This is a genomic window from Kitasatospora sp. NPDC058170 (assembly GCF_042883905.1).
Lineage (GTDB): Bacteria > Actinomycetota > Actinomycetes > Streptomycetales > Streptomycetaceae > Kitasatospora.
Map to the genome: position 1 here is coordinate 482,234 of NZ_JBHVUV010000001.1, position 25,965 is coordinate 508,198.

25 protein-coding genes and 1 riboswitch are annotated in these 25,965 nt (G+C 74.2%); of the genes, 13 read left to right on the plus strand and 12 right to left on the minus strand.

Annotated features, from left to right (window positions below):
- Positions 1-98: 98 nt before the first annotated feature.
- Positions 99-914, minus strand: coding sequence for a hypothetical protein (locus tag ACFVVX_RS02200; protein WP_387940393.1), 816 nt, complete (start codon positions 912-914; stop codon positions 99-101).
- Positions 915-924: 10 nt separating this feature from the next.
- Positions 925-1,719 carry an alpha/beta hydrolase gene (locus tag ACFVVX_RS02205; protein WP_387940395.1) on the minus strand — a complete coding sequence of 265 codons (795 nt, stop codon included), beginning with the start codon at positions 1,717-1,719 and terminating at the stop codon, positions 925-927.
- 337 nt (positions 1,720-2,056) lie between these two features.
- On the opposite strand from ACFVVX_RS02205, the gene ACFVVX_RS02210 reads away from it, so the two are divergent.
- The 3 genes from ACFVVX_RS02210 to ACFVVX_RS02220 are packed head-to-tail and all read left to right on the plus strand — an operon-like array spanning position 2,057 to position 4,814.
- Entirely contained in the window at positions 2,057-2,893 is an 837-nt protein-coding gene (locus tag ACFVVX_RS02210; RefSeq protein WP_387940649.1) for a lysophospholipid acyltransferase family protein, read from the plus strand.
- Between the two features lie 30 nt (positions 2,894-2,923).
- The gene (macS, locus tag ACFVVX_RS02215) at positions 2,924-4,120 is read left to right on the plus strand and encodes a MacS family sensor histidine kinase (protein ID WP_387940397.1); all 1,197 of its coding nucleotides are present in this window, start codon (positions 2,924-2,926) and stop codon (positions 4,118-4,120) included.
- Entirely contained in the window at positions 4,113-4,814 is a 702-nt protein-coding gene (locus tag ACFVVX_RS02220; protein WP_387940399.1) for a response regulator, read from the plus strand. Before macS ends, ACFVVX_RS02220 begins: the two co-directional genes overlap by 8 nt.
- A gap of 44 nt (positions 4,815-4,858) precedes the next feature.
- On the opposite strand, the gene ACFVVX_RS02225 is transcribed toward ACFVVX_RS02220, so the two are convergent.
- On the minus strand, positions 4,859-6,793 hold the full coding sequence (locus ACFVVX_RS02225; RefSeq protein WP_387940401.1) for an anthranilate synthase family protein: 1,935 nt from the start codon (positions 6,791-6,793) through the stop codon (positions 4,859-4,861).
- Positions 6,794-7,095: 302 nt separating this feature from the next.
- Here ACFVVX_RS02225 and ACFVVX_RS02230 point away from each other — a divergent pair, with 302 nt between their 5' ends.
- Both ACFVVX_RS02230 and ACFVVX_RS02235 read left to right on the plus strand, forming a co-directional pair.
- Positions 7,096-8,433 (plus strand): class II 3-deoxy-7-phosphoheptulonate synthase, encoded by a 1,338-nt coding sequence (locus tag ACFVVX_RS02230; protein WP_387940403.1) that lies wholly within the window; start codon positions 7,096-7,098, stop codon positions 8,431-8,433.
- Positions 8,434-8,622: 189 nt separating this feature from the next.
- The gene (locus tag ACFVVX_RS02235; protein WP_387940405.1) at positions 8,623-8,916 is read left to right on the plus strand and encodes a bacterioferritin-associated ferredoxin; all 294 of its coding nucleotides are present in this window, start codon (positions 8,623-8,625) and stop codon (positions 8,914-8,916) included.
- Between the two features lie 28 nt (positions 8,917-8,944).
- Here the strand turns inward: ACFVVX_RS02235 and bfr are convergent, their stop codons facing one another.
- On the minus strand, positions 8,945-9,424 hold the full coding sequence (bfr, locus tag ACFVVX_RS02240) for a bacterioferritin (RefSeq protein ID WP_387940407.1): 480 nt from the start codon (positions 9,422-9,424) through the stop codon (positions 8,945-8,947).
- 220 nt (positions 9,425-9,644) lie between these two features.
- Between bfr and ACFVVX_RS02245 the strand changes: the two genes are divergently transcribed.
- Positions 9,645-10,274 (plus strand): sulfite oxidase-like oxidoreductase, encoded by a 630-nt coding sequence (locus ACFVVX_RS02245; protein ID WP_387940409.1) that lies wholly within the window; start codon positions 9,645-9,647, stop codon positions 10,272-10,274.
- Between the two features lie 4 nt (positions 10,275-10,278).
- On the opposite strand, the gene ACFVVX_RS02250 is transcribed toward ACFVVX_RS02245, so the two are convergent.
- From ACFVVX_RS02250 to thiO, 5 genes are all read right to left on the minus strand, one after another.
- Positions 10,279-11,661, minus strand: a complete 1,383-nt coding sequence (locus tag ACFVVX_RS02250) for an FAD-binding oxidoreductase (protein ID WP_387940411.1) — start codon at positions 11,659-11,661, stop codon at positions 10,279-10,281.
- A 171-nt stretch (positions 11,662-11,832) separates the two neighbouring features.
- Positions 11,833-13,605 (minus strand): Stk1 family PASTA domain-containing Ser/Thr kinase, encoded by a 1,773-nt coding sequence (gene pknB, locus ACFVVX_RS02255; RefSeq protein ID WP_387940651.1) that lies wholly within the window; start codon positions 13,603-13,605, stop codon positions 11,833-11,835.
- A gap of 152 nt (positions 13,606-13,757) precedes the next feature.
- Entirely contained in the window at positions 13,758-14,573 is an 816-nt protein-coding gene (locus ACFVVX_RS02260; protein ID WP_387940413.1) for a thiazole synthase, read from the minus strand.
- 3 nt (positions 14,574-14,576) lie between these two features.
- Positions 14,577-14,786 carry a sulfur carrier protein ThiS gene (gene thiS, locus ACFVVX_RS02265; RefSeq protein ID WP_387940415.1) on the minus strand — a complete coding sequence of 70 codons (210 nt, stop codon included), beginning with the start codon at positions 14,784-14,786 and terminating at the stop codon, positions 14,577-14,579.
- Positions 14,783-15,940 carry a glycine oxidase ThiO gene (thiO, locus tag ACFVVX_RS02270; protein ID WP_387940417.1) on the minus strand — a complete coding sequence of 386 codons (1,158 nt, stop codon included), beginning with the start codon at positions 15,938-15,940 and terminating at the stop codon, positions 14,783-14,785. Before thiO ends, thiS begins: the two co-directional genes overlap by 4 nt.
- A 2-nt stretch (positions 15,941-15,942) precedes the next feature.
- Positions 15,943-16,055: riboswitch (TPP riboswitch) on the minus strand.
- Between the two features lie 118 nt (positions 16,056-16,173).
- On the opposite strand from thiO, the gene ACFVVX_RS02275 reads away from it, so the two are divergent.
- Genes ACFVVX_RS02275 through thiE form a run of 3 tightly spaced genes read left to right on the plus strand, consistent with a single transcriptional unit; the run spans position 16,174 to position 18,453 of the window.
- Positions 16,174-17,388 (plus strand): NAD(P)/FAD-dependent oxidoreductase, encoded by a 1,215-nt coding sequence (locus ACFVVX_RS02275; RefSeq protein WP_387940419.1) that lies wholly within the window; start codon positions 16,174-16,176, stop codon positions 17,386-17,388.
- Positions 17,389-17,440: 52 nt separating this feature from the next.
- Entirely contained in the window at positions 17,441-17,806 is a 366-nt protein-coding gene (locus ACFVVX_RS02280; RefSeq protein WP_387940421.1) for an Rv2175c family DNA-binding protein, read from the plus strand.
- Complete coding sequence (gene thiE / locus ACFVVX_RS02285) at positions 17,806-18,453, plus strand: thiamine phosphate synthase (RefSeq protein ID WP_387940423.1); 648 nt, start codon at positions 17,806-17,808, stop codon at positions 18,451-18,453. Before ACFVVX_RS02280 ends, thiE begins: the two co-directional genes overlap by 1 nt.
- A 31-nt stretch (positions 18,454-18,484) precedes the next feature.
- Here the strand turns inward: thiE and ACFVVX_RS02290 are convergent, their stop codons facing one another.
- Complete coding sequence (locus ACFVVX_RS02290) at positions 18,485-19,591, minus strand: polyprenyl synthetase family protein (protein ID WP_387940425.1); 1,107 nt, start codon at positions 19,589-19,591, stop codon at positions 18,485-18,487.
- Between the two features lie 186 nt (positions 19,592-19,777).
- Between ACFVVX_RS02290 and metF the strand changes: the two genes are divergently transcribed.
- Positions 19,778-20,692, plus strand: coding sequence for a methylenetetrahydrofolate reductase [NAD(P)H] (gene metF, locus ACFVVX_RS02295; protein ID WP_387940427.1), 915 nt, complete (start codon positions 19,778-19,780; stop codon positions 20,690-20,692).
- Between the two features lie 134 nt (positions 20,693-20,826).
- On the plus strand, positions 20,827-21,738 hold the full coding sequence (locus ACFVVX_RS02300; protein WP_387940430.1) for a hypothetical protein: 912 nt from the start codon (positions 20,827-20,829) through the stop codon (positions 21,736-21,738).
- A gap of 28 nt (positions 21,739-21,766) precedes the next feature.
- Here the strand turns inward: ACFVVX_RS02300 and ACFVVX_RS02305 are convergent, their stop codons facing one another.
- Both ACFVVX_RS02305 and ACFVVX_RS02310 read right to left on the minus strand, forming a co-directional pair.
- On the minus strand, positions 21,767-23,236 hold the full coding sequence (locus tag ACFVVX_RS02305; RefSeq protein ID WP_387940432.1) for a phytoene desaturase family protein: 1,470 nt from the start codon (positions 23,234-23,236) through the stop codon (positions 21,767-21,769).
- A gap of 11 nt (positions 23,237-23,247) precedes the next feature.
- Positions 23,248-23,871: a DUF4126 domain-containing protein gene (locus ACFVVX_RS02310; RefSeq protein ID WP_387940434.1), complete on the minus strand. Its 624-nt coding sequence runs from the start codon at positions 23,869-23,871 to the stop codon at positions 23,248-23,250.
- 587 nt (positions 23,872-24,458) lie between these two features.
- Between ACFVVX_RS02310 and ACFVVX_RS02315 the strand changes: the two genes are divergently transcribed.
- Together ACFVVX_RS02315 and ACFVVX_RS02320 are read left to right on the plus strand one after the other, a co-directional pair.
- Positions 24,459-24,983, plus strand: coding sequence for an SAV_6107 family HEPN domain-containing protein (locus tag ACFVVX_RS02315; protein ID WP_387940653.1), 525 nt, complete (start codon positions 24,459-24,461; stop codon positions 24,981-24,983).
- Positions 24,984-25,100: 117 nt separating this feature from the next.
- Entirely contained in the window at positions 25,101-25,853 is a 753-nt protein-coding gene (locus ACFVVX_RS02320; RefSeq protein ID WP_387940436.1) for a methyltransferase domain-containing protein, read from the plus strand.
- Positions 25,854-25,965 lie beyond the last annotated feature (112 nt).

The window sequence follows — 25,965 nt, forward strand, 5'->3', positions numbered from 1 at the left end:
TCCCTGGGCGGGGCCCCGCGGGGCGCGGGTGTGGGGGCCGGCCGCCCCGCCCCCCCCCCCACTCCACGGCGCTCGGGCCGGGTCGCCCGGCCCGGCGGTCAGACGACCGCGCCGCCGTGCGGGTCCTCGGGCTCGTCCTCGTCGCGGTCCTTCATCCGGGCGACGAGGGTGGCGAAGCCGCCGAGGAAGGCGGTGACGCCGACCCAGGCGGGCCAGCCGGAGACCTCGCGCCAGACGACCGCGTCGAACAGCAGCAGCGCCGGGCCGCCGAGGACGGCGAGCCAGGCGAACTTGGCGGTGACGTCGGCGGGCGGCAGCGGCGGGGGCTCCGGGGGGACGAAGTGGCCCTCGTCCGCGTCCTCGGCCAGCTCGAAGTCGCGCGGACCGGTGCCGGCCGCCGGCATCACGGGCCGGGTGGAGCGGGGGCGGGGCTGCGGCGCGAGGTCGGCGAGGTCACCCGGGTCGGCCGGGCCCGTGCGCTGGTCGGTCCCCTCCTTGAAGCCGCCCTTGAGCTCGCCGCGGGCCCGCGAGTCCTCGATTTCCGGCCAGTTCGGATTGTTGAGGTCGACGGGGTCGTCGAACTGGGCGACCAGCGCGGCGAAGATCTCGTCCTGCTCGGCCTGGCTGCGCTCGGGCGCGCGCCGGACCCGGGGCTCCTCGGCAGCCGAGCCGGTGCCGGTGCCCGTGCCCGTGCCGGTGCCCGTGCCGGAGGTGGTGCCCGTGCCGGACACCGTTCCCGCGTCGGGCCCCGCGCCCGCGTCGGGGCTCGAACCGGTGCCCCCGCCCGAAGCGGAGTCGGTGCCCCCGCCGGATCCCGAGCGCGGGCCGGGGTCCTTCCGGTCGGTGGGCTCGCCCTTTGCGCCGTCCTCGCGGGGTGCCTCGTCCTCGCCGCCCGCCGTGCTGCTCTCGTGCACTTCCGGCCCTTCAGCCTTGGTGATCGTCGGATTCGACCCGGGTGACGCCCGCCGCGTGCGCGGGAGCCAGCCGTCGGATGAAGTCCTGGCTGGCCGCGAATATTTCCGCCGCGTCGTGGTCCAGCGTCGCGACGTGGTAGCTGCGCTGACACAGCCGCTCCGTCACATCGGTCGAGGATATCCGGGCCAGCACCAGTTCCGAGTTGGCCGGGGAGACGACGTGGTCCTGCGGGCTGTGGAACAGCAGTACCGGCTGGGTCACCTGCGGCAGCCGCCCCTGGACGTCCTTCCAGAGCCGGGCCAGTGACCAGGCGGCGTTCAGCGGTGTCCGGTCGTAGCCGACCTCGACCGAGCCCGCGCGGGCGATGTCGTTGGCCACCCCGGGCAGGCTCGGCAGCACGTGCCGCAGGGCCGGAAGCAGCACACTCGCGGGGTTGTCCGAGCGCACCGACGGGTTGACCAGCACCAGACCGGAGATCACCGGGCCGTGCAGGGCGGCCAGCCGCAGCGCCAGCGAGCCGCCCATCGACAGCGCGCAGACGAAGACCTGCTCGCACTCGGCGGCCAGCGCCAGCAGCTCCCGCTCGACCTCCGCGTACCAGTCCTCCCAGCGCGTCAGCTGCATGTCCTGCCAACGGGTGCCGTGGCCGGGCAGCAGCGGCAGCGAGACCGTGAACCCGGCGGCGGCCAGCTCGTCGGCCCACGGGCGCAGCGACTGCGGTGAGCCGGTGAAGCCGTGGCAGAGCAGCACGCCGATCGGCCCGCCCCGGTGGCGGTACGGTTCGGCACCGGGCAGCAGAGGCATGGCGGGCTCCTTCGCGGGCGGGGACGCTGGAGGGGACGCTGGAGGGGACGCTGGAGAGGAAAACGCTGTGGGGGCAACGCGGTTCGCGCGCGGAGACGCGGGAAAGCCGCATCGTCCCACGGGTCCGGCCACGCCGTACACCCCTGCCGAGCAGCGGTTGGACACCCCTTCGGGGGGCCGGGCCGGGCAGCCGCGGACCGGCCCCCGGGCAGTCGCCGTACGCCCGTCGGACGTCCCGTCGGAGATCCGACGGGGCGGGGCGGGCGCGGGCGGGCGCCGCGGGGCATTAGGATCGACCGGTCCGCATAACAGGAGGCCCCGGTTGTTCTACCGACTGATGAAGATGATCGTCGCGCCACTGCTTCGGATCTTCTTCCGGCCGTGGATCGAGGGTGAGGAGAACATCCCCACCGAGGGTGCCGCGATCATCGCGAGCAACCACCTGTCCTTCTCGGACTCCTTCTTCTTCCCCGCGCTGATCAAGCGCAGGGTGACCTTCATCGCCAAGGCGGAGTACTTCAACACGCCCGGCATCAAGGGCAAGTTGACCGCGGCCTTCTTCAAGGGCGTCGGCCAGCTGCCGGTGGACCGCTCGGGCGTGCGCGGCGCCGGCGAGGCGGCGATCCGCAGCGCGATCGCCGTGCTGGAGCAGGGCGAGCTCTTCGGCGTCTACCCGGAGGGCACCCGCTCGCCCGACGGCAAGCTGTACCGCGGCAAGGTCGGCGGTCTGGCACGGGTCGCACTGGCCACCGGTGCGCCGGTCATCCCGGTCGCCATGATCGACACCGAGAAGGTCCAGCCCCCCGGCCAGGTGGTCCCGAACTTCGGCATCCGCCCGGGCATCCGGATCGGCCGCCCGCTGGACTTCTCCCGCTACCACGGCATGGAGAACGACCGCTTCATCCTCCGTTCGGTGACGGACGAGGTGATGTACGAGATCATGCGGCTCTCCGGCCAGGAGTACGTGGACATCTACGCGACCGCCGCCAAGCGGCAGATCGCCGACGACAAGAAGCGCGCCGACGCCGAGCGCAAGGCGGTGCAGAAGGCCGAGCAGGCCGCCGCCAAGGCCGAGAAGGCCGAGGCGGACAAGGCCGAGAAGGCTGAGAAGGCCGCGGAGGCCGAAGCGGCCAAGGCCGCCGAGCAGGACCAGAAGGACGGCGGGCCGGCCTAGACCCGGTCACCAGGGGGAGGGGCAGGGCAGATGTCGGACGGCAGCAGAACCTGGGCGGTCGGCGGGACTCTCGCGGCCGGCGGCATGTCCGTCGAACTGCCGCTCTGGCGCGCCATCTCGTACTTCCGGGTCCTGGCGCTCTGCTACGCGATACTGCGCTACCTCAACTCCTACCTGCACTTCCTGCACCCCGTCGCGGGCTGGATCTACCTCGGCGCACTGATCCTCTGGACGCTCGCCAGCACCCGCGCCTTCGCCGGGCCGCAGCGCTGCACCTGGTACGTGCTCGGCACCGACCTCACCCTCGCCGTCACCGGCATCGTGATGAGCGGGATGACCGACGACCCGGCCAGGATCAGCCACGGCGCGCCCACCCTGCCCACCATCTGGGCGGCCGGCACCGTGCTCGGCTTCGCGGGCAAGGGCGGCTGGCGCTGGGCGGCCGCGGCCGGTTCGGTGATCGGGGTGGCCAACATCCTCGGCCACGGCGGCCCGACCGGTGACAACATCCACAACATCGTGCTGCTGATGGTGGCGGGCTGCGCCATCGGCTACGTCATCGAGATCGCCCGCGCCAGCGAGGCGACGCTCACCCGGGCGCTCCAGGTGGAGGCGGCCACCCGCGAACGCGAGCGGCTCTCCCGGGACATCCACGACGGGGTGCTCCAGGTGCTCGCCCTGGTCCAGCGCCGCGGCGGGGAGCAGGGCGAGGGCCGCGAAGGCGGCGGCGACTTCGCCGAGCTCGGCCGCCTCGCGGGCGAGCAGGAGCGCGCACTGCGGGCGCTGATGAGCGGCGGCCCGCTGCCCGCCCAGCGCCGCCCGCTCGAACCGCAGGACCTGCGCACCCTGCTCGGCGGGTACGCGGGGGAGCGGATCACGCTGTCCGCCCCCGGTACCCCGGTGCTGCTGCCCGCCCCGGCCGCCGGCGAACTGGCCGCCGCGGTCGGCGCGGCCGTGGACAACGTCCGCAGGCACGCCGGTGCGCAGGCCCGCGCCTGGATCCTGGTCGAGGACGAGCCGGAGGCCGTCACGGTCAGCATCCGCGACGACGGTCCGGGCTTCGCGCCGGGCCGGCTCGGTGAGGCGGAGCAGGCCGGCCGGCTCGGGGTCTCCCAGTCGATCCGGGGGCGGCTGCTGGACCTCGGCGGCACGGCCGAGCTGTACTCCACGCCCGGGGAGGGCGTCGAGGTCGAACTTCGCGTCCCGAGAAGGGGTTCTGATGACTGACCAGCCGACCGCCCAGCCGACTGCCCGGCCGGCCGACCAGCCGGTGCGGGTCATGGTCGTGGACGACCACCCGATGTGGCGCGAGGCCGTCTCGCGCGACCTCGCCGAGGCCGGGCTGGACGTGGTGGCCACCGCGGGCGACGGCGAGGAGGCCGTCCGCCGGGCCCGCGCCTGCAGCCCGCAGGTGGTGGTGCTGGACCTCAACCTCCCCGGCCTGTCGGGCGCCGAGGCGTGCCGTCAGGTGGTGGCCCAGGACCCGTCCGTGCGCGTGCTGGTGCTGTCCGCGAGCGGCGAGCACGCGGACGTGCTGGAGGCGGTGAAGTCCGGCGCGACCGGCTACCTGGTCAAGTCGGCCGGGCGGGAGGAGCTGCTGGACGCCGTGCGCCGCACCGCCGTCGGCGACGCCGTCTTCACCCCGGGCCTGGCCGGCCTGGTCCTCGGCGAGTTCCGCCGCCTGGCCGCCGAGCCCGCCGCCCCGACCGCGCCCGCCGTCCCGCAGCTCACCGCCCGGGAGACCGAGGTGCTGCGGCTGGTCGCCAAGGGCCTGTCCTACCGCCAGATCGCCGACCGGCTGGTGCTCTCGCACCGCACGGTGCAGAACCACGTCCAGAACACCCTGGGCAAGCTCCAGCTGCACAACCGGGTCGAGCTGGTCCGCTACGCCATCGAGCAGGGCCTCGACGACGAGATCTGAGCGGGCGCGCCGTGCGGCGCGCCCGCCCGTGGTGGAGCGGTGGATCAGCCGCGCAGCGCCGCCGCCTCGCGCAGCACCCCGGCGACGATGTCGACGCCCTCCCGGGTGAGCACCGACTCCGGGTGGAACTGCAGTCCGGCGAAGCCCGCGCCGCGCAGCGCGTGGACGTCGCCGGTCAGCGGGTCGCGGGAGACCTGCACGCCCTCGGCGGCGAGCCGGGCCGCGTCCTCGTCCGAGCAGCGCGCGGTGAAGGTGTTGTAGAAGCCGACCGTGCGCCGGGTGCCGAACAGGTCGACCGTCTCCTGCGCCCCCTGGTAGGGGACCGCCTTGCGGGCCAGCGGCAGGCCGAGCGCGTCCGAGAGCAGCTGGTGGCTGAGGCAGACGGCGAGCAGCGGGGCCGTCCGGGCGCCCGAGCGTACGGCGGCCAGCGCGTCGGCGACGATCGGGCGCAGTACGGCCATCTTGGGGTCCTGCGCGACGGCCGGGTCGCCCGGGCCGGGGCCGAGCACCAGCGGGCCGCGGTGGGCGGCGACCCGCTCGCGCAGGCCCGGCTCGTCGAAGCGCGCGACGGTGACCCGGTGGCCGAGCGAGGTCAGCAGGTGGGCGAGCATCGAGGTGAAGGTGTCCTCGCCGTCCACGACCAGGGTGGGTTCGGGCTCGGTGACCACGGCCGGCTCCTGCATCCGCAGCCAGAACGGGGCGAGGTTGGCGCGCCGCGCGTCCAGCGCCGCCTGGACGCGGTGGTCGTCGGCCAGCCGGGGTCCGCCCGGGTGGGGCACCCGGGCCGGGGTGGGGCGGGCGCCGATCGCGGTGAGCACCCCGGCGGCCTTGGCGTGGGTCTCGGCGACCTCGGAGTCCGGGTCGGAGTGGCGGACGAGGGTCGCGCCGACCCGGACCACCAGTCTCCCGGTGGCCGGGTCGATGTCGGCGGTGCGGATGCAGATCGGGGAGTCCAGCAGCTGGCCGCCGCTGGCGGAGCGGCCGATCAGGGCCAGCGCGCCGGAGTAGTAGCCGCGTCCGCCGCGCTCGTAGCGCTTGATCACCCGGGTGGCGTTCTGCACCGGGCTGCCGGTCACGGTGGCGGCGAACATCGTTTCCCTGAGCACCTCGCGGACGTCCAGCGAGGTGCGCCCGCGCAGCTCGTACTCGGTGTGGGCGAGGTGGGCCATCTCCTTGAGGCGCGGCCCGAGCACCTGGCCGCCGAGGTCGCCGACGGTGCACATCATCTTGAGTTCCTCGTCGACCACCATGGTGAGCTCCTCCAGCTCCTTGGGGTCGTGGAGGAAGTCGAGGAGCGAGTCGATGTCGGAGCCGCCGGCCGGATAGCGGTAGGTGCCGGAGATCGGGTTCATCACGACCGTCCCGCCGCTCTGGCGGACGTGCACCTCGGGGGAGGCGCCGACCAGGACGCGCTCCCCGGTGTGCACCAGGAAGGTCCAGTAGGCGCCGCGCTCCTGCTCCAGCAGCCGGCGGAACAGCGAGAGCGCGAGGGCGGGGGAGAAGCCGTCGAGGGTCGCGGTGAAGTCCCGGCGGATGACGAAGTTGGCGCCCTCGCCGCGTCCGATCTCGTCCTCGATGACCCGGCGGACGATCCCGGCGTACTCCTGGTCGTCGATGTCGAAGGCCCCGCCGGACAGCGAGACCGGCAGGTTCGGGAGCTCGGGGGCCAGCGCGGCCAGCGGGAAGGCGTACTGCTCGGTCACCGAGAGCGCCTGCAGCGGGGTGGCGTCGTCGTGCGCCTCGAAGCCGCGCTCGCGGATCTGCCGGTACGGGACGAGGGCGAGCAGGTCGTGGGCGGGCCCATCGGCCGGGACGCCCGAGCGGACCGGTAGATCGGCCAGGTGCTCGTACGTGCCGACCGTGCCCACCAGCACCTCGACGGTGTCCGGGGCGAGGCGGGGGGTGCGGCGGTGCAGCAGCGCGAACGCGGGGGCGTCGGGGCCGGTCAGTCGGGCGAGCAGGTCGGCGGGGGTGGTCACGGTGGCGGCTTCCTTCCGGGTGGAATGCGGGGTGCGGTGCTGTGCTCCGCTCCCGGGAGGGCCGACTGCTCAGACGCCGACGGCCGCCCCGAGGGGCGGCCGTCGTGTTCGTCTAGGAACGCGAGATCGGTGGGCCACCCTTGGGGTTGGCCCACCACCAGGAGTGGTTGTGCGGCGCGTTCATGCGTCGAGCGTAGCGGATGCCGCGGACCGGGTGAGGCGGGTCACGTGATTGTCCGAGATGTGTCTCACCCATCGGGCAGTGGTCACAATTCGGTTGCCGCACCCCGTAGCCTTGCCGTGTGACCGTGACAAATCCCCACTCCTGGCAGTCCCTGCCCGCGGCGCAGCAGCCTGAATGGCCGGACCAAGAGGCTCTGCGCAAGACCCTTGCGGAGCTCGCCTCCTATCCGCCGCTCGTCTTCGCCGGCGAGTGCGACCAGCTGCGCGCCCGGCTCGGTGCCGTGGCGCGTGGTGAGGCGTTCCTGCTGCAGGGCGGCGACTGCGCCGAGGCCTTCGACGGCGTGTCCGCGGAGCACATCCGCAACAAGCTGAAGACGCTGCTCCAGATGGCGGCCGTGCTGACGTACGCCGCCTCCGTCCCCGTGGTGAAGGTCGGCCGGATCGCCGGCCAGTACTCCAAGCCGCGCTCGAAGTCGACCGAGACCCGCGACGGTGTGACCCTTCCGGTCTACCGCGGCGACTCGGTGAACGGCTTCGACTTCACCCCCGAGTCCCGGATCCCGGACCCGGAGCGCCTCAAGCGGATGTACAACGCCTCCGCCGCGACGCTCAACCTGGTGCGTGCCTTCACCACCGGTGGGTACGCGGACCTGCGCCAGGTGCACGCCTGGAACCAGGACTTCGTGCGCAACTCGCCGGCCGGTCAGCGCTACGAGCAGCTGGCGCGTGAGATCGACAACGCGCTGGCGTTCATGAACGCCTGCGGCGTGGCGCCGGAGGAGTTCAAGACCGTCGAGTTCTACTCCTCGCACGAGGCGCTGATCCTCGACTACGAGACCGCGCTGACCCGCGTGGACTCGCGCACCGGCGACCTGTACGACGTCTCCGGCCACATGGTCTGGATCGGCGAGCGCACCCGTCAGCTGGACCAGGCGCACATCGAGTTCGCCTCCAAGATCCGCAACCCGATCGGCGTGAAGCTGGGCCCGACCACCTCGGTCGACGAGGCGCTCACCCTGATCGAGCGGCTGGACCCGGAGCGCGAGCCCGGCCGGCTCACCTTCATCACCCGGATGGGTGCGGGCAAGGTCCGCGACCACCTGCCCACCCTGGTGGAGAAGGTCACCGCGTCCGGCGCCCAGCCGGTGTGGATCTGCGACCCGATGCACGGCAACACCTTCGAGGCCTCCAGCGGCCACAAGACCCGCCGCTTCGACGACGTGCTCGACGAGGTCAAGGGCTTCTTCGAGGTGCACCGCGCCCTCGGCACCCACCCGGGCGGCATCCACGTGGAGCTGACCGGCGACGATGTCACCGAGTGCGTCGGCGGCGGCGACGAGGTGCTGGTCGACGACCTGCACCAGCGCTACGAGACGGCCTGCGACCCGCGCCTCAACCGCAGCCAGTCGCTGGACCTCGCGTTCCTGGTGGCCGAGATGTACCGCGGCGGTCACTGACCCCGCACCGGCCCCGCGCCCTCTCCAGGGCGGCGATGTGACGAAAGCCCCTCCGGATTCGGGATTCCCGAGCCCGGAGGGGCTTTTTCCTGTCCGGATCGCCAGGTAAGGTGAGGCTCAGTGAACTAAGGCAAGCCTTAGTCAAGATCACTCGGCAGATCAGCTCGCACCACCCCGGGAGAGACCGCGATGTACGTGTGCATGTGCCATGCGGTCACCGAGGCCCAGGTGAAGAAGGAGATCGACGCGGGTGCCAACACCCCGCGCCAGATCGCCAAGGGCTGCAAGGCCGGCACCGACTGCGGCTCCTGCGTGCGACGGATCCAGGCGCTGCTGGGCGAGCACGGTGCGCGCCCGTGCCCGACGGCCCGGCTGGCGGCCCGGCTGGGCCTGGCCGACCCCGAGGCCGAGGAGCTCCAGGCCCCGCAGTCCCATCCGCACGCTCCGCTCCCGGCCGTCGCGATACCGCTGCGCGCGGCCTGAGCGGCCGCACCCGGTCACGCCGGCCGCGTCACGACTCCGGCTGCTCGATCAGCTGGGCGAGGTAGAGCGGCTCCCCGAGCTTCTCCAGCAGCTCCAGCTGGGTGTCGAGGTAGTCGATGTGGTGCTCCTCGTCCGCCAGGATGGACTCGAAGATGTTCGCCGAGGTGACGTCGTCCTTGGCCCGCATCACCACGATCCCGCGCCGCAGCCGGTCGATCGCCTCGACCTCGACCTGGCGGTCCGCTTCGAACATCTCCTTGACGGTCTGGCCGATCCGGACGTGGAAGAGCCGCTGGTAGTTCGGCAGCCCGTCCAGGAACAGGATCCGGTCGGTGAGCACCTCGGCGTGCTTCATCTCGTCGAAGGACTCGTGCCGGGTGTACTTGGCGAGCTTCGTCCAGCCGAAGTTCTCCTGCATCTTCGCGTGCAGGAAGTACTGGTTGATCGCGGTCAGCTCGGCGGTGAGCTGCTCGTTGAGGAACTCGATGACATCCTTGTCGCCCTTCATGGGGGGTGCCTTCCTGCTCTGCGTCCGGGAATCACGGCCGTACCCACCGGCTTCCCGCGCATCCTGGCACCGGAATGGGGCGAAATTCCAGTAAGTTCACACTCACTCGGACATGTGTCGGAATATACGATTTGGTCCTCTATTAACCCGTACGGGCGGGCGCACACCACCTCAAAGGGGCGCGCGCTGGGCGTCGTCCGCCGTCTGTCACCATGGAGCCATGGGTCAGTCCGAACAAGAACCGCTTCCGCCGTCTGACCCGAGGCTCCCTCCGGGTCAGCGCCCGCAACGCGGCTGGCCCGCCCTGCACTACGGGCCCGTGCCCCGCTTCAAGCCGCTGACCTGGGACTTCCAGGTGTTCGGCGCGACCGCCTCGGCAGAGAAGCACAGCTGGGACTTCGCCGGCTTCACCGCCCTGCCCCGCGCCACCGTGCACGCCGACTTCCACTGCGTGACCAAGTTCTCGATGCTCGGCAACGAGTGGACGGGCGTGTCGGCCTCGCTCGTCCTCGAACAGGTGCCCCCCGCGCCCGGCGTCACCCATGTCATGGTCTGGGCCGAGTACGGCTACAGCGCGAACCTGCGGCTCGCCGACTTCGCCGACCCCCGGACGGTCTTCGCCACCCACCGCAACGGCGAACCGCTCACCGCCGAGCACGGCTTCCCGGTCCGGCTGGTCGTCCCGCAGCTGTACGCCTGGAAGGGCCCCAAGTGGGTCCGGGCGGTGGAGTACATGAGGGCCGACCGGCGCGGCTTCTGGGAGGAGCGCGGCTACCACAACCTCGCCGACCCCTGGAGCGAGCAGCGCTACTCCTACCAGGAGGAACCGGGCGACGGCCCGCTGCGGTAGCGCGTCAGGCCGCTGTGCCCGGCTTGATGTTCTGGTTGAGGTGGAACAGGTTGCCCGGGTCGTAGCGCCGCTTGGCCTGCGCCAGCCGGTCGTAGTTGCCCCGGTAGTTGTCCTGGATGCGGTGCTGGTCGTCGTGGTCCATGAAGCCGATGTAGCCGCCCGCCTCGGAGTGCGGGGCGAGCGCGGCGTAGTAGTCACGGACCCAGGAGGTGTTCGCGGCGTTGTCGGCCGGGTCCGGCCAGACCCCGGCGATCACGGTGGCGAAGGTGGCGTCGCGGTAGGCGAACGCCGTGCCGTCGGCGGGCACCCGGTGGCAGGCGCCGTTGATCGGGTAGATGTGCACCCCCGAGTTGACCGTCGGCACCAGGCGGCCGTACTCCAGATGGGCCGCGATCGCCCCGTCGGTCAGCTCGCCCGCGAAGAGGCCCTTCCAGTACTGCTGCAGGCCCGGCGGGAGCAGCGGGTCGAAGGCCGCGCCGAACGCCGGGTACGGCACCGGGCCGACGCCCTCGGCCAGCATCGGGGCGGCGTCCCGCAGCGGCGCCAGGACCTTCTCGGCCTCCGCCGGCGGACCGGACCAGCACGGCACCAGCAGGATGAAGTTGTCGCCGACCCGGTCCTCGGGGACGAACGGCAGCGGCGGCGCGATGTGGAATCCGGGGAACAGGCCCAGCTGCTCCGGGGCGTCCTGGATGAACTCGCGGTAGAAGCGCAACACGTCGCCGGCGTACTCCAGCTCGAAGACCATCGGCCCGGCGATCACGTCCTTGACCGGGCTCAGCCGGTACTCGAAGGACGTCACCGCGCCGAAGTTGCCGCCGCCGCCGCGCAGCGCCCAGAACAGCTCGGGCTCCTGCTCCGCGCTCACCGTGTGGAACCGCCCGTCGGCGGTGACGACGTCCGCCGAGATCAGGTTGTCGCAGCTCAGGCCCATTCCGCGGGCCAGATGGCCGAAGCCCCCGTTCAGGGTGAGCCCGGCGATCCCGGTGGTGGAGATGATCCCGCCGGTGACGCCGAGCCCGAAGGCGTACCCGGCGGCGTTCAGGTCGCCCCAGGTGACGCCGCCCTCGCAGCGGGCGGTCCGGCGCTCCGGGTCGATCCGCACCCCGTGCAGGCCGGAGAAGTCGATCACCAGGCCGTCGTCGCAGGTCCCGAAGCCCGGTGCGCTGTGGGCGCCGCCGCGCACGGCCAGGTCCAGGCCGTTCTCCCGGGCGTGGTCCACGGCGGCGATCACGTCCCCGGCGTTGGCGACCCGGACCACCACGGCGGGCCGGCGGTCGACCATGCCGTTGTAGACCCGGCGGGCCTCCTCGTACCCCTCGTCCGCGGGCGTGACCACCACGCCCCGCACGCGCTCCCTCAAGTCCTCGACGGTGGGTCCGCCCATGGCGACCACACTCCTCGGGTAGCGGCCGCCGCGCAGCCCCGACCGGAGGTCCCGGCGCTGCAGCCCACAGGCGGCACGCGGGGCCGGGCAGACCTGACTCCACGCTACGCCCGGCCGGACGCGAGCCCCAGCCGTGCGGCCGCGCGCGGGGGCCGGGACCCGGCGGGTGTCCTAGAGGAACGGGAAGGTGACCGTCACCACGGTGCGCTGCGGCCGGCGCTCGCCGGGAGCGGGGGACTGGCTGGAGACCTTGCCGGTGCCGAACAGGTTGACGCCGCTGCTCTGCATCGCGAATCCGGCGGCCTGCAGGGCCTTGGCGGCGTCGTCCTTGGACATCCCGGTCACGTCCGGGATCGGCACCATGCCCTTGCTGACCACCAGCGCGACCGCCGTGTTCTCCGGCACCTGCGCCCCGGCGGCGGGCGAGCTGCTGATCACCGAACCCTCCGGCACGGTGTCGTGGTAGGTCTCGGTGGTGCCGCCCCGGGACAGCTGGGCGCCGGTCAGCAGGGACGCGGCCTGGTCGGCCGGCTTGCCGGTGACGTCCGGCACGGCGATCCGCTTCGGCCCCCGGGAGACGGTGACGGTGACGGCGTCGCTCTTGCGGGCCCGCGCGCCGACCCCGGGATCGGTGGAGACCACCTGCCCGGCCGGAACGCTCTCGCTGTACACCTCGGTGAACCGCCCGTGCATGCCCGCGCCGTCCAGGATCCGCTGCGCCTCGGCCCGGTCCTTGCCCAGCACGCCGGGCACCGCTCCGTACAGCGCCCCGGACAGCGCGTAGGTGGTGCCGCCGACCAGCAGCACCAGAGCCGCCAGCACGGAGGCCCAGATCAGCGGCTTGCGCGGCAGCCGGCGCAGCAGGCCCGCCGCGCGGGGGGTGCGCGCCGGCGCCGGCTCGTCGTACGGGCGCGGCTCGGTGAGCAGCTGTTCCATCAGCTCCGGCGGCACGTCCAGCACGCTGGTGCGTTCGGCGGGCGCCCGGACCGCCGCGCCCGGCTGGATCACCGAGGTCGGCTCGCTGGTCGGGTACTGCGGGCTGGGCCGGGTGGAGGCGGGCGGCTCGGCGTCCAGCTGGGCGGCGGTGAGCGTGCGGCGGACCCGCTGGAGGGCGGCCAGCAGCTCGACCGCGTCGTACGGGCGGGCCTGCGGGTCGCGCGCACAGGCGCCGGCCACTATCGCGTCCAGCTCGGGGACGACGCCGGGCACGGTGAGCGAGGGCGCGGGCACGTCCTCGTGCAGGTGGCGGTACATGACCTGGACGGGGTTCTCGCCGGTGTGCGGACGCCGGCCGGTGAGCATCTCGTACAGCAGGATGCCGGCCGCGTAGACGTCGACCCGCTGGTCGGTGTCGGCGCCGGGGCGGATCTGCTCGGGGGCGAGGTAGGAGACCGTGCCGAGCACGGTGCCGCTGGTGGCGGTGGTGGAGGTGACCTCGCCGTCGGCGGTGTTCAGCACCCGGACCAGGCCGAAGTCGGCGACCTTGACCAGGCCGTCGTCGGTGATCAGCACGTTCTCCGGCTTGACGTCCCGGTGGACCAGCCCGGCCCGGTGGGCGGCGCCGACGGCGGCCAGCACCGGCTCCAGGATGTCCAGGGCGGCCCGGATGGACAGCGCGCCGCGGTCGCGCAGCAGGTCGCGCAGGGTGCGGCCGGGCACGTACTCCATGGCGAGGAAAACGTTTCCGCCGTCCGCACCCTGGTCGAAGACGTTGACCACGTTGGGGTGCGCGAGCCGGGCGACCGCCTTGGCCTCGCGGATGAACCGGCTGGTGAAACCGTCGTCCCCGGCGAGCGAGGGGTGCATCACCTTGAGCGCCACGACCCGGTCGAGCCGGGTGTCGGTGCCCCGGTAGACGGTGGACATCCCGCCGGTCGCGATGCGCTGCTCGACCCGGTACCGACCGTCGAGCAGGGTACCGATCAGGGGGTCGTGCAGTGCCATGTCCACCCGGCGAGTGTAGTGGCGCGGCCGGGCACGGGCCCCGGGGGACACCGCCCCCCGGGGCTCTGTGCCCGGCTTGTGACACGTCGAACAGCGTCGAACGGCCTCGGACGGTGTCGAGTCGGCGCCCGGACGCGGCCGGGGCGGGACGGTCAGAAGGCGGGGCGCTCCCGGGTGTCCAGGTCGGCCCGCCCGGCCATCGCCGAGGAGGCCTCGGCATGGAAGCGGCGCGGGATCCGGCCCGCCCGGTACGCGAGGCGGCCGGCCTCGGTGGCGCGGCGCATCGCGTCGGCCATCAGCACCGGGTCCTGAGCGCGCGTCACCGCCGACGCCAGCATCACCGCCGAGCAGCCCAGCTCCATCGCCAGCGCCACGTCCGAGGCGGTGCCGGCGCCCGCGTCCAGGATCACCGGGACCTTGGCGCCCTCCACGATCAGCTGGAAGTTGTGCGGGTTGCGGATGCCCAGGCCGGAGCCGATCGGCGAGCCCAGCGGCATGATCGCCGCGCAGCCGACGTCCTCCAGCTTGCGGGCCAGCACCGGATCGTCGTTGGTGTAGGGCAGGACGGTGAAGCCGTCGTCGACCAGGGTCTCGGCGGCGTCCAGCAGCTCGATCGGGTCCGGCAGCAGGGTGCGCTCGTCGGCGATCACCTCCAGCTTGACCCAGTCGGTGCCGAGCGCCTCGCGGGCCAGCCGGGCCGTCAGCACGGCCTCGCCGGCGGTGAAGCAGCCGGCCGTGTTGGGCAGGATGCGGATGCCGTTGCGGGTGAGCACGTCCAGCACCGAGCCCTGGGTGGTGGCGTCGACCCGGCGCATCGCGACGGTGGTCAGCTCGGTGCCGGAGATCCGCAGGGCCTGCTCCAGGACCTCCAGGCTGGGGGCGCCGCCGGTGCCCATGATCAGGCGGGAGCCGAAGGCGGTACCGGCGATCGTCAGCGCGTCCTTGTCGTCGCCGCGGGAGTGGACCATCGGTCAGCCCCCCTGGACGGCGGTGAGGATCTCCACCCGGTCGCCCGTCGCGAGCCGCGTGAGCGGCCACGAACCACGGGGCACCACGGCCTCGTTGAGCGCGGCGGCGACGCCGGAGTTGGCCTGGCTGAGGGCGGCCACCACCTCGGCGAGGGTGGTCGTGGCGGGCACCTGGCGGGGCTCGCCGTTGACGGTGAGTTCGATCTCGCTCATGCGGGGACCTTCGTGGTGAAGCGGGTGGGGGAGAACGGTTCGGCGAGCTCGGGCGTCGTGCCGGTGGCCAGGTACTCGGCGACCAGGTCGCCCGTCACCGGGGTGAGCAGGACGCCGTTGCGGTAGTGCCCGGTGGCGGCGACCAGGCCGGGCAGTGCGGTCGGACCGAGCAGCGGCGCGTTGTCCGGCGAGCCCGGGCGCAGGCCGGCGCAGGTCTCCACCAGCGGCAGCTCGGTGATGCCGGGGACCAGCTCGTGGGCGTCGCGCAGCAGCTCGTACACCCCGCCGGCGGTGACGGTGGTGTCGTAGCCCTGCTCCTCGCTGGTCGCGCCGATCACCAGCTCGCCGTCCTCGCGCGGCACCAGGTAGAGGTGCTGGCCGCGCACCACCGCGCGGACGTTGCGGGAGAGGAACGGCCGGTAGGGCGCGGGGACGCGCAGCCGCAGGATCTGGCCCTTGACCGGGCGGATCGCGGGCAGCACGCCCTCGGGCAGACCGGGCAGCAGATGGCTGCGGGGGCCGGCGGCGAGCACGACCTGGTCGGCGGTGACGCTCTCGCCGGTGGACAGCCGGGCACCGACCGCCCGGTCGCCCGCGACCAGCAGCTCGACCGCCTCGGCACGCCGGACGACGACGCCCGCGGCCTCGCCGGCCAGCAGCAGAGCGGTGAGCAGCCGGCGGCCGTCCACCTGGTGGTCGTCGGTGACGTGCAGGCCGCCGCGGACCCCGGGGGCCAGCATGGGTTCGAGCTTGCGGGCCTCACGGCCGGTCAGCCAGTGCGAGTCCAGGCCGAGCCGCCGGTGGAAGGCGTGCAGCTCGCGGAGCTCCTCGCGGTCGTCGGAGTCGAGGGCGACGGCGATGGTGCCGCACCGGCGGTAACCGGTGTCCTCGCCGCCGCTCGCCTCGGTGAGCTCGGCCGCGAAGGCGGCGTACCGCTCGTTGGAGGCCATTCCGAGGCGCAGCAGCGGCTCCTCGCCGTACTGGAGTTCGGTGACCGGTGCGAGCATGCCCGCCGCGACCCGGGCGGCGCCGCCGCCGGGGTCCAGGTCGACCACGACGACCCGCAGCCCGCGCTGTGCCGCCCGCCAGGCGACGGCGAGGCCGATGACGCCCCCGCCGATCACCAGGACGTCGGCGTGGGTACCCGGTGCCAAGCGTGTCAAAGTCGCTCTCTCCCTTCGCCGGAATGACCCGGATCAGGTTCGGACGGTCGCGGGCCGTGCCAGCCCGCCTCTCAGCCCGGTTCGCCGGGCTCCCGTGATGGTGCCCCCACCTTAACTCCGGGGGTTGCCGCCGCCGAAGGCGCGTACGAGGGGTGGACAGCGCCCGCCCCGGGCCCGTCCGGGGGCCGCCCCGGGCGTCCGGGGCGGCTGGGTACAGTGACGGCGTGGGAGAGCTGAGCGGGACGGATCGGGTGGTCGTCGTCGGTGCCGGGCTGGCCGGGGCGCAGTGCGCGGCGGGGTTGCGGCGGGGCGGCTGGCAGGGGCGGATCGTCCTGGTCGGCGAGGAGCCGCACGCGCCGTACGACCGGCCGCCGCTCTCCAAGGAGGTGCTGCTCCGCAAGGCCGACGCCACCACGCTCGACATCGACCTCCCGCAGCTGGGCGTCGAGCTGCTCACCGGCCGCCGCGCCACCGGCCTCACCCCCGGCACGCCGCACACCCCCGGCATGCTGCACACCGACGACGGCGACCTGCCGTACGACGCCCTGGTGATCGCCACCGGGGCCGCCCCGCGGGCCCTGCCCGGCGCCGAGCGCGCCCATGTGCTGCACACCCTGGACGACGCGCTGGCCCTGCGCGCCCTGCTCCGGCCCGGCCTGCGCCTGGTGCTGGTCGGCGCGGGCTGGATCGGCGCCGAGGTGGCCACCGCCGCCCGGGCGGCCGGCTGCGAGGTCACCGTGGTCGAGGCGGGCCCGGCGCCCGTCCCCGCCGCACTGCCCGTCGAGATCGGCCGGGCGATGGCCGCCTGGTACGCCGAGGCCGGGGTCGCGCTGCGCTGCGGCGTCGGCGTCGCGGCCGTGGAGCCCGGCGCGGTCCTGCTGGCGGACGGCTCGCACCTGCCCGCCGACGAGGTGGTGGTCGGGATCGGCGCCCGCCCGGCGACCGGCTGGCTGGCCGGCTCCGGGGTCGCGCTGGACGCCGCCGGGGCCGTCCTGGTGGACGAGCGGCTGCGCACCGGCCTGCCCGGGGTCTTCGCGGCGGGGGACTGCGTCAGCTACCCCTCGGCGCGCTCCGGCGCCCGGCTGACCGTCCAGCACTGGGACCACGCGCTGCAGTCGGGAGAGGCGGCCGCCGCCTCCGTGCTCGGCGCGCACGCGCCGTACGACCCGGTGCCGTACTTCTGGTCGGAGCAGTTCGGCCGGATGGTGCAGTACGCCGGACGGCACGGCGAGGGCGACGAGCTCGTCCACCGCGGCTCCCCGCAGGACCCGACCTGGGCGGTGCTCTGGCTGCGCGACGGCGCGCTGCGGGCCCTGCTCACGGTGGACCGCCCGCGCGATCTGACCCAGGGGCGGCGGCTGATCGAGCGCGGCACGGCACTGGACGCGGCCCGGGCGGCGGACCCCGCCGTGCCCCTGAAGTCGGCCGTCGCGGGGTAGCGCGGACGGGCGTTTGGTGCGCGGCGGGCCGCGGAGGTGGCAGTCTGGTGGCGTGAGTGAGATCGAAAGCAAGATTGAATCCCTGGTCACCGAGTGGATGTACCTGCCCGACATCTCGGAGCAGTGGGGGGTGCGGGTCACCGAGGTGCGCGACCTGGTCAAGAGCGGCGGGCTGATCGCCGTCCGGCGCGGCCCGAACAGGTCGCTCCAGGTACCGGCCGCGTTCATCGACGGCACCGGGCTGGTCAAGCACCTGTCCGGCACCCTGACGGTGCTGCGCGACTGCGGGTACAACGACGTGGAGATCCTGGAGTGGCTCTTCACCGAGGACCCGTCGCTGCCCGGCAGCCCGATCCAGGCACTGCAGGAGAACCGCGGCACCGAGGTGAAGCGCCGCGCCCAGGCGATGCTGATCTGATGGCGGCGGACACCCTGCGCCGGCGGCTCGCCGACGCCCGGCTCTACCTGTGCACCGACGCCCGTCGCGAGCAGGGCGACCTCGCGCAGTTCCTCGACGCGGCGCTGGCCGGCGGGGTGGACATCGTCCAGCTGCGGGACAAGGGCCTGGAGGCCAAGCAGGAGCTCGCGGCGCTGGAGGTCTTCGCGGACGCCTGCCGCCGGCACGGCAAGCTGCTCTCCGTCAACGACCGCGCCGACGTCGCGCACGCGGCCCGCCCCGAGGTGCTGCACCTCGGGCAGGACGACCTGCCGGTGCCGGCCGCCCGGGCGATCCTCGGCGAGGACGTGGTCATCGGACGGTCCTGCCACGCCGAGTCCGAGGTGGACGCGGCGATCGCCGAGCCCGGCGTGGACTACTTCTGCACCGGCCCGGTCTGGCCCACCCCGACCAAGCCGGGCCGCCACGCGCCGGGCCTCGGCCTGGTCTCGTACGCGGCGCGGCAGACCACCGACCGCCCGTGGTTCGCCATCGGCGGCATCGACCTGGGCAACCTCGACGAGGTGCTGGCGGCCGGGGCGAGCCGGGTCGTGGTGGTGCGCGCGATCACCGGCGCGGACGACCCGCAGGCGGCCGCCGCCGAGCTGGCCCGGCGGCTGCGGGCCTGACCGCCCGCCCGGCCGCCGCCGACCGCAGGGCTCAGTACTTGCGGACGGTGGCGGCCTCGGCCAGTGCCAGCAGGGCGGTGCGGGCCCGCTCGTCCGCCAGCGGCGCCGCCGCCAGCGCGGCCAGCGAATGGTTCATCAGCTCCTCGATCCGCCGTTCCACCTTCTCGGCCGCGCCGCTGCGCTCCACCAGGGCGCGCAGGCCGGCGACCTCCTCGGGCGCGAGGTCCGGCGCGCCGAGCCGCTCGTCCAGGTGGCGGGCGTCGGCGGCGGGCAGTCCGCGCATCGCGTGCGCGACCAGCAGCGTGCGCTTGCCCTCGCGCAGGTCGTCCCCGGCCGGCTTGCCGGTGACCGCCGGGTCGCCGAAGACGCCCAGCAGGTCGTCGCGGAGCTGGAACGCCTCGCCCAGCGGCAGGCCGAACGCCGAGTACGCCTCGACCAGCTCCGGCCCGGCGCCGGCCAGCAGCGCCCCGACCTGCAGCGGTCGCTCGATCGTGTACTTCGCCGACTTGTAGTGCAGGACGGTCTGCGCCCGGTCCAGGGCGCCCCCGTCGGTGGAGTCGCCCGCGACCGGCTCCAGCACGTCCAGGTACTGGCCGACCATGACCTCGGTGCGCATCAGGTCGAACACCGGCTTGGCGGCCAGCACGGCGGCCGGCTCCAGGCCGGAGCGCAGGAACAGCTCGTCGCACCAGATCAGCAGCAGGTCGCCGAGCAGCACCGCCGCCGAGGCGCCGTACTGCTCGCGGTCGCCGCGCCAGCCGCTCTCCCGGTGCAGCGCCTCGAAGCGGCGGTGGACGGAGGGCAGGCCGCGCCGGGTGTCGCTGCGGTCCATCAGGTCGTCGTGCACCAGGGCGCTCGCCTGGAGCAGTTCCAGGGCGGCCGCCGCGTGTGCGATCCCGTCGTTCTCGGACGGCCCGCCGGCGCCGCGCCAACCCCAGTAGCAAAAGGCCGGGCGCAGCCGCTTGCCGCCGTCCAGCAGGAAGTCGCGCAGCGCCTCGGTGGCGGGCGCGAGCTGCGGGGAGATCTTCCCCAGCAGGGCCGACTGGCCGTCCATGAACCCGGCCAGGGCGGCGTTGACGCGCGTCCGCACGTCCTCCAGATCAATGGGGTTGGCCGGCCGGTTGCTGGACGAGGTCACGATGAGGCTCCGGAGGTTCGCTGGGATGCGGCCAGCCTAGCCGGGCGGCTGGGAACAGCCGTACGGACCGCGGTCCGGCGGGGCCCGCGAAGGGCGTCCGAACGGAAGCGGAATCCCGTCCACCAGGTGTCTCAATCCGTGGACCCGAGTTGTCCGTGTCCAGCGCGTGACGGTTAACCTGCCAGCATGGCACTCGGTATCGCTTCCACCCGACCGGACCGCGCGCTGACGGTTCGCGAGCTTCTGGCGGCCGGCAAGCGGTCCTTCTCCTTCGAGTTCATGCCCCCGCGCACCGAGGTCGGCGAGCAGCGGCTCTGGGACGCCATCCGGCGGCTCGAACCGCTCGACCCCAACTTCGTCTGCATGACGTACGGCGCGGGCGGCTCCTCGCGGGAGCGCACGGTCAACATCGTCGGCCGGATCGCCACCGAGACCACGCTGACCCCGGTCGCCCACCTCACGGCGGTGGACCACTCGGTCGCCGAGCTGCGCAACATCATCGGCCAGTACGCCGACCAGGGGGTGCGCAACGTCCTCGCGGTGCGGGGCGACCCGCCCGGCGACCCGCGGGGCGAGTGGGTCAGCCACCCGCAGGGCGTCACCTACGCGTACGAGCTGGTCGAGCTGATCAAGGGCATCGGCGACTTCTGCGTGGGTGTCGCGGCCTCGCCGAACATGCACCCGCGCTCGACCGACTGGGACGAGGACATCCGCCACTTCGTCGCGAAGATCCGGTCCGGGGCCGACTACGCGATCACCCAGATGTTCTTCGAGGTCGACGACTACCTGCGGCTGCGCGACCGGGTCTCGGCGGCCGGCTGCGAGACGCCGATCATCCCGGAGATCATGCCGGTCACCAACGCCAAGCAGCTGGACCGCTTCCCCCAGCTGAGCGGAGCGGCCTTCCCGGCCGACCTGGAGGCCCGGCTGCGGGCCGTGGTCGACGACCCGGCGGCGCTGCGCGAGGTCGGCATGGAGCATGCCACCGCGATGTCCGAGCGGCTCCTCGCCGAGGGCGTGCCCGGGCTGCACTTCATCACGCTCAACCACTCGACGGCGACGCTGGAGATCTACCAGAACCTCGGCCTGCACCAGCGCTGAGCCGTCCGTACGCGGCCTGCCCGGCTCCCGCCCGAGCGGGGCGGGAACGCGATGCGGTGCCTTGGCCGTTGAACCGGTACAGTCGCCGCACACGCGCGGCGCGCGCGGGCGGGTGAGCTGGAGGTAGCGGGCGGATGGGCATCGGATACCTGCTGCTGTACGGCGCGTTGGCGGTGGTGGCGCTCTGGCTGGTGGCCGAGCTGCTGCTGCAGAACCGGGCTCCGCTGCACTGGCGGGCCCTCGCCCTGGCCGGCTTCCTCGGGGTGGCCGGCGGGATGGCGCTCGGATCCGTCCCGGTGATCGGCGCGGGCGCGGCGATGTTCGCGGTCGGCCAGGTCTTCGTCACCCTCTCCGTGAAGCGCGGCTACGGGTCCGGCTGGTCGCTGCGCAAGGCCGACGGAACGCTTCCCGGCCCGCTCGCCAAGGTCCCGCTGCTCGGCGCCCTGACCGGCGGGGCGGCGGCCGTGGCGGCCGCCGCGGCGGCGGCGGACCGGATCGGCGAGGTCAGCGCGGTGGAGGAGGCCGTGGTGGCCGTGCCCGTCGCCGTCGCGGAGGAGCTCCCGGCCGTCGAGCAGACCGCCGCCTTCCAGATGCAGGAGCTCGCCCAGGACGGCGTCTACGCCTCCGGCTACTACGAGCAGCAGCAGCCCGCCCAGGACCCGTACGCCGGGGCCTACCAGTCCGGCTACGACATTCCGCAGCAGCAGCAGCAGCAGCCTCAGCCGGACGCCTTCGGCTACGAGCAGCAGCAGCAACAGCAGCAGCAGTGGCAGGGGCAGCAGCAGCCCGCCTTCGCCTACGACCAGGGCTACGGCGGCTACCAGCAGCAGCCGGCCCAGCCGGATCCGTACGGCGGCTACGCCCCGCAGCAGGACCAGTACGGCGGCTACCAGCAGCAGCCCCAGCCGGACGCGTACGGCTACGAGCAGCAGCAACAGCAGCAGCAACCGGAACAGCAGCAGTGGCAGCCGGAGCCGGGCATCCCCCCGCAGCCGACCTACGACTACGGCTACCAGCAGCAGCCCACCTGGCAGCAGCAGGGCTGACCGGCCCGGGCCCGGACAGGGCCACGCCCTAGGCGGGGCCGATCAGGCCGGCCGCGATACAGGCGGACATGCCGACCCGGGCCAGGCCGCCACCGGGGTGTGCGGTGCCGCCGATCAGGTAGTGGCCGGGAGCCGACTCGTTGGCCGCCTGGAGGTACCCGCCGTGCAGGCCGGCCAGGGCGGGGCGCGGGACGGAGCCGCGCCGCGCGCCCGTCTCGCGCTCGGTGTCGGCGGGGGTGCGGACGACCCGCCACAGGAGCCGCTCGCGCAGCGGGATCCCGGCGGCCTCCACCGCGGCGACCATCCGGTCGGCGCAGCGCTCGCCGACGGCCGGGTCGGACCAGTCGGTGCCGGTGACCCCCACCGTGGCGGTGAGGACGACGCTCTCGTGCGCGCCGTCCGGCCGCAGCGACGGATCGTCAGGGCGCAGGACCTGCACGGTCGGACGGTCCACCGGCGGGAGCCCGCCGAAGACCGCGGCCGCCTCGGCGGCCGGGTCGGCGGCGTGCACCACCGTCCGGTGCGCGGTACCGGCCGGCCGGGCGCCGCGCAGCGCGAGCAGCACGCAGAGCCGGCCGGGCGGCAGCGCCTCCCCGTGCGGGTGCGGGTCGAGGCCGGCGATGCCGGAGCCCCGGGCGTCCACGGCCGAGACGACCACGTCGGTGGGCAGCTCCCCGCCCTTCGCCAGCCGGACGCCGACCGCGCGCCCCCCGTCGACCAGCACCTCCTCGACCGGACTGTCGAAGCGGAACGCCACCCCGCGCTGCTCGCACCGGCGGTACACCGCGTCGGCCAGCGCGCGGATGCCGCCGCTGACGTACCAGACGCCGAAGGACTGCTCCATGTACGGCAGCACGGTCGCGCTCGCCGGGGCGGTGCGCGGGTCGAGGCCGAAGCGCAGGGCGTGCTCGTGCAGCAGGGCGGTGAGCCCGGGGTGGCCGCCGAGCTCGCGGGCGGCCACGTCGGCGAGCGTCCAGGGCGCGCGGCGCAGCCGGGCCAGGCCCCTGCGGGGCGGGGCGGGGTACGGATCGGTGTGCAGCGGGGTCGGGTCGGCCGGGAGGGGCTCCTCCAGCAGCGGGCGCCGGGTGGCCTCCCACACCGTCCGGCCGTGGTTCATCACCTCGCTCCAGCGCGCGCCCGAGCCGGGGCCGAACGCGCCGTCCAGCGCCTGGATCACGCCGCCGCGGGAGGCGTTGGGCAGCAGCAGAGCGGTGCCGTCGGGGAACAGGTGGCGGCTCTCCGGGTCGACCGGGGCCAGCTCGACCAGCTCCTCCAGCGGCTCCCGGCCGGTCTTCAGCGCCAGGTCGCGGTAGACCGCGGGGAGGGTGAGCAGACCGGGGCCGGTGTCGAAGGCGAAGCCGTCGCGCTCGTGGCGGCCGACCATGCCGCCGTAGGTGCCGCCCGCCTCGCAGACCGTCACCCGGTGTCCGAGGGTGGCCAGCCGGGAGGCCGCCGCGAGCCCGCTCATTCCTGCGCCGATGATGACGATCCGTGCCATGGCACCCGATCCTAGGGCGTGTACACGCCCTGCTCCGGCCGGGTGCCCGCCGCGCGGGCGGCCCTGCGCTCGCGGCGGCGGGCCCGGAACCGGCGGATCCGGCTGATCGCGAACCAGACCAGCAGCAGCCCGACGGCCAGCAGCACGGCGGAGATCGAGGCGGCCAGCCAGGGGTGGAAGATCGCCAGGGTGACCAGGGCGGCGACCGAGACGTCCTCGGCCAGGCTGACCGCGATGTTGCTGGCCGGCTCCGGCGAGGTGTTGACCGCCATCCGCAGCGAGGCCTTCACCAGGTGGCTGACCAACGCCGTGGTGCCGCCCATCGCGCCCGCCGCGACCTCGCCGAGCGAGCCGGGGTCGGCACTGGCCAGCAGCGCGCCGACGGTGGCGCCCGCGATCGGGCGGATCACGGTGTGGACGGTGTCCCAGAGCGAGTCCACGTACGGGATCTTGTCGGCCACCGCCTCCAGCAGGAACAGCACGCCGGCGGCGATCAGGACGTCGGTGCGCTCCAGCGCGGCCGGTACCGACTGCGCGTCGGCGAACCGGCCCAGCAGGCCGAGCAGCAGCACCACGGCGTACGCGTTGATCCCGCTGGCCAGCCCGCTGGTGAAGATCAGCGGAAGGATCGACATCGGTCCCCTCCTCGCAGTGCCGACCGGTCCGCCCGGCCTCGCCGTACCGTACCGGGACGCGCGGCGGGCGCCGACCGGTTCCCGGCCCCGGTCCGGGGAATCCGGGGGAACTGAGTACGGATACTCAGTTACGCGGTTGAGTACCTCAACGGATGGCCTGCGACCTGCGCAGACGGGAAAGTAGTGGCACCGGGACAGCGGCGCGTCGGGCGCCTCGGCCCGGGACGCGGGCAGGTGGCGTCCACTCGGCCGGGGAGGCCGGCGGACGGCACCGCGGTCCGCACCGGAGCCGGTCAGGGTCCGCGCACCGCCGACACGGGGCGGCGGAGCGCGCCGGGGGGACCGGCGACCCGGGGAGTTGCGCAGCGCCGCCCGTGGGGGGACGGCGCTTCGGCAGGTGCGGGGCGGCAGCGTACGGCGGGACCGGGACGGGGGAGTGCCGGTGGCCGGTTGCCGCCCGGCCCCATGTCCGGCCCCGGTACGGGCATGCGAACGCCCAGGGGCCCGTTGTCAGTGGTGCCGTTCACGATGGAGGGGTACGGACCATCCGGCCCGTGCGCTGCCTCGGATCGGGGGAGACCATGACCATCAGCCATCCGGAGCCCGTCACCGCCCGCCTCCACTCCGCCGCCCAACCCGCCGACCGCCGCCCCGCCGGGGACGTCCACCCGGTGCTGCGCCGGGTCTCCGCGCCGCCCGCCGCCCTCGACCTGCTCGCCGACGCGCACCGCACCCTCGCCCGGGCCCGCGACCTGGAGGACCCGCTGGAGCGCTACGCCGCCGCGCACCTCGCGGCGCTGCGCACCGTCGCCGCGGTGCTCGCGGTGCGCGGCCGCCCGGAGAAGAGCCCCCGCCGGCGCAAGGCCATCCGCAGCGCCTGGGAGGTCCTGCCCGAGATGGCGCCCGAGCTCGCCGAGTGGGCCGTGTACTTCGCGGCCGGCGCCCGCCGCCGGGCCGCCGCCGAGGCCGGGATCCGGGGTGCCGCCTCGGCCCGGGACGCCGACGACCTGATCCGCAACTCCGCCCTCTTCCTTCGCCTGGTCGAACGGCTGCTCGGCCTGCATCCGCGGCCGCCGGCCCCGCGGCTGCCGCTCGACGAGGGCGCGGGGTAGCGGGCGCCGGGCGGTGCGACCCGGGGCGTGCCCGGTGACCAGCGGCGCGGCCCGGGCGCCCGGCCGGTCTAAGGTGGTGGCATCCCGATCGATCTGCACGTGCCAAGGAGTTCCACCGTGTACCCGACGCGTCCCCGCAGCGCCCTGCGTACCGCCGTGGTGTGGGAGGTGGTGCGGGCGGCCCTGGAGAAGCGGGCCGCCGAGCTGGACCAGCCCGTGCTCGACGTGGTCGACACCGGCGGCGGCACCGGCAACTTCGCCGTGCCGGTCGCCCGGCTCGGCCACCGCGTCACCGTGGTCGACCCCAGCCCGGACGCGCTGTTCGCGCTGGAGCGCCGGGCCGCCGAGGCCGGCGTCACCGACCTGGTCCGCGCCGTCCAGGGCGACACCCAGACGCTGCCCGAGCTGGTCGCCCCGAAGAGCGTCGACGCGGTGCTCTGCCACGGCGTGCTGGAGGTCGTGGACGACCCGGCCGACGCGCTCGGCAGCCTGGCCGGTGCCCTGCGCGGCGGCGGTCTGGTCAGCCTGCTGGCGGCCAACCGCAACGGCGCGGTGCTGGCCCGCGCGCTCGCCGGTCACTTCACCGACGCTCGAACCGTGCTGGAGGCCGCGGACGGCCGCTGGGGCGAGGGCGACCCGATGCCGCGCCGCTTCACCGGCGACGAGCTCGCCCGGCTGGCGACCGGCGCCGGCCTGCGGGTGGAGTCGGTGCACGGTGTACGGGTCTTCGCCGACCTGGTCCCCGGGGCGCTGGTGGACGCCGAGCCCGGCGCGCTGGACGCCCTGCTCAAGCTGGAGGAGGCCGCCGCCGGGCAGCCCGCCTTCCACGCCGTCGCGACCCAGCTGCACCTGCTCGCCACCCTGGCCTGAGCCGCCGGGCGAGGGCCGCCCCGGAGACCGGGGGCGGCCCTCGCTTCGCACACCGTCCACCGGCCGTCCGACGTCCGTTCTCCGGCCGATCTCCCGACCATCTCCTCCCGGT